Genomic DNA, 2,582 nt, shown 5'->3' with positions numbered 1-2,582 from the left:
GGCGCTGAGCGGCCGCTTCCCGGTGAAGTACTACATCACGGCGATGCTCTTCATCGTCTTCGACATCGAGATCATCTTCCTCTACCCGTGGGCCATGCAGCTGGACAACATGGCGTGGTTCGGGCTGGTCGAGATGGTSCTSTTCATCGCCACCGTGTTCGTCGCCTACGCCTACGTATGGCGGCGTGGCGGCCTGGACTGGGACTGACCCGGAGGTACGACGGACATGGGTGTCGAGGAGAAGCTCCCCAGCGGGGTGCTGCTGAGCACGGTCGAGGGACTCGCCGGCTACATGCGCAAGGCCAGCTTCTGGCCGGCCACCTTCGGTCTCGCGTGCTGCGCGATCGAGATGATGACGACCGGAGGCCCGAAGTACGACCTGGCCCGGTTCGGCATGGAGGTCTTCCGGGCCAGCCCGCGCCAGGCCGACCTGATGATCGTCGCGGGCCGGGTGAGCCAGAAGATGGCGCCGGTCCTGCGCCAGATCTACGACCAGATGGCCGAGCCCAAGTGGGTGCTCGCGATGGGCGTGTGCGCCAGCAGCGGCGGCATGTTCAACAACTACGCGATCGTGCAGGGCGTCGACCACGTCGTGCCCGTCGACATGTACCTCCCCGGCTGCCCGCCGCGCCCGGAGATGCTCATCGACGCGATCCTCAAGCTGCACGACAAGGTCCAGCACGACACCCCCTTCGGCAAGAACCGCGAGGCGCAGGTCCGTGAGCTCGAGGCCGAGGCGCTGCGCGCGCTGCCGACCAGCGACATGAGGGGGATGCTGCGGTGAGCGACGACAAGCCCGCCCCGGACAAGCAGGAGCGCGCGGCCCAGCAGGACCCGAAGGCCGACCCGGAGAAGGCCGTCGAGCAGCCCGCCGTGGCGCAGTCGCCCGAGAACGCGCACGAGGCGCTGGGCGAGCCCGGCGTCGAGGTCCGCGCCGTCGGCGAGCGTCGGGGCATGTTCGGCGTCAAGGGCAGCGGCGACACCAGCGGGTACGGCGGCCTGGTGGCCCCGGTCGTGCTCCCCGGTGCTGCGCAGCGGCCCTACGGCGGCTGGTTCGACACGGTCGCCGACAAGCTCGACGCGATGGTCGAGCAGGTCGTGATCCACCGGGGCGAGATCACCTTCCACGTCCGGCGGGCGGAGCTGGTCCCGGCGATGCAGCTGCTGCGCGACGACCCGGAGCTGCGCTTCGAGTTCCTCTCCGGCGTGAGCGGCGTGCACTACCCCGGTGACGCGGGGCGGGAGCTGCACGCGGTCTACCACCTCGCGTCGTACACGTGGAACCGGCGGATCCGGGTCGAGGTCAGCGCGCCCGACGACGACCCGCACATCCCGTCGGTCGTGAAGGTCTACCCCGCGGCCGACTGGCACGAGCGGGAGACCTGGGACATGTTCGGCATCCAGTTCGACGGGCACCCCGCGCTGACCCGGATCCTCATGCCGGACGACTGGCCCGGCCACCCGCAGCGCAAGGACTACCCGCTCGGCGGCATCCCCGTCGAGTACAAGGGCGCCTCGGTCCCGCCGCCCGACCAGCGCAGGAGCTACAACTGATGAGCACCGGCACCGACTTCTACGCCGACCCGAGCGAGACCAGCGAGGGCCGGGTCTTCACCGTCACCGGCCAGGACTGGGACGAGATCGCCTCCGGACTGGGTGAGGGCGACGCCGCCGAGCGGGTCGTGGTCAACATGGGCCCGCAGCACCCGTCCACCCACGGTGTGCTGCGGCTGATCCTCGAGATCGAGGGGGAGACGGTCACCGAGGCCCGCTGCGGCATCGGCTACCTCCACACCGGCATCGAGAAGAACATGGAGTACCGGACGTGGACGCAGGGCGTCACGTTCTGCACCCGGATGGACTACCTGTCCCCGTTCTTCAACGAGATGAGCTACGTGCTCGGCGTCGAGCGGCTGCTCGACATCGAGGACGACATCCCCGAGAAGGCCCAGGTCATGCGGGTCCTGCTCATGGAGCTCAACCGGATCTCCTCGCACCTGGTCTGCATCGCCACCGGTGGCATGGAGATCGGGGCGCTGACCGTGATGACGATCGGCTTCCGCGAGCGCGAGCTGGTGCTCGACCTCTTCGAGCTGATCACCGGCCTGCGCATGAACCACGCGTTCATCCGCCCCGGCGGCGTGGCGCAGGACCTGCCGCCCGGTGCGCTCGACGAGATCCGCTCCTTCGTCGCCCTGATGAAGAAGCGCCTGCCGGAGTACGCCGCACTCTGCAACGCGAACCCGATCTTCAAGGCCCGCCTGGAGAACGTCGGCCACCTCGACCTCGAGGGCTGCATGGCGCTGGGCCTCACCGGACCGGTCCTGCGCAGCACCGGCTACGGCTTCGACCTGCGCAAGGCCCAGCCCTACAGCGGCTACGAGACCTACGACTTCGACGTGCAGACCTGGGACACCGCCGACTCCTACGGCCGGTTCCGGGTGCGCCTCAACGAGATGTGGGAGTCGCTGAAGATCATCGAGCAGGCCGCCGACCGGCTGGCCCGCCTCGAGGGTGCACCGGTCATGGTCGCGGACAAGAAGATCGCCTGGCCCAGCCAGCTCTCGATCGGCAGCGACGGG

Annotated in this window: 4 protein-coding genes; all 4 read left to right on the top strand. The window is 69.0% G+C overall.

From position 1 onward, the window contains the following. Nucleotides 1-208 (top strand): NADH-quinone oxidoreductase subunit A (gene ndhC, locus L615_RS02995; protein ID WP_186449702.1); only part of this gene is annotated, 208 nt, incomplete at its 5' end. An 18-nt stretch (nucleotides 209-226) separates the two neighbouring features. After that, nucleotides 227-784 (top strand): NADH-quinone oxidoreductase subunit B family protein, encoded by a 558-nt coding sequence (locus L615_RS02990; protein ID WP_145724068.1) that lies wholly within the window; start codon nucleotides 227-229, stop codon nucleotides 782-784. Next, complete coding sequence (locus L615_RS02985; protein ID WP_145724067.1) at nucleotides 781-1,554, top strand: NADH-quinone oxidoreductase subunit C; 774 nt, start codon at nucleotides 781-783, stop codon at nucleotides 1,552-1,554. Before L615_RS02990 ends, L615_RS02985 begins: the two co-directional genes overlap by 4 nt. Further along, nucleotides 1,554-2,582, top strand: a 1,029-nt coding sequence (locus L615_RS02980) for an NADH-quinone oxidoreductase subunit D (protein ID WP_145724066.1), incomplete at its 3' end; no start/stop codon positions are given. The genes L615_RS02985 and L615_RS02980, both read left to right, overlap by 1 nt.

This window comes from Nocardioides sp. J9 (assembly GCF_007829375.1).
In the GTDB taxonomy this organism is placed as follows: Bacteria; Actinomycetota; Actinomycetes; order Propionibacteriales; family Nocardioidaceae; genus Nocardioides.
Note: the sequence above shows the minus strand (reverse complement) of the source record. Positions and strands in the feature narration are given on the sequence as shown.

Bases quoted from the DNA above. Each gene is read 5' to 3' on its own strand.
- L615_RS02990 (WP_145724068.1), top strand. From the start codon at position 227: ATGGGTGTCGAGGAGAAGCTCCCCAGCGGGGTGCTGCTGAGCACGGTC.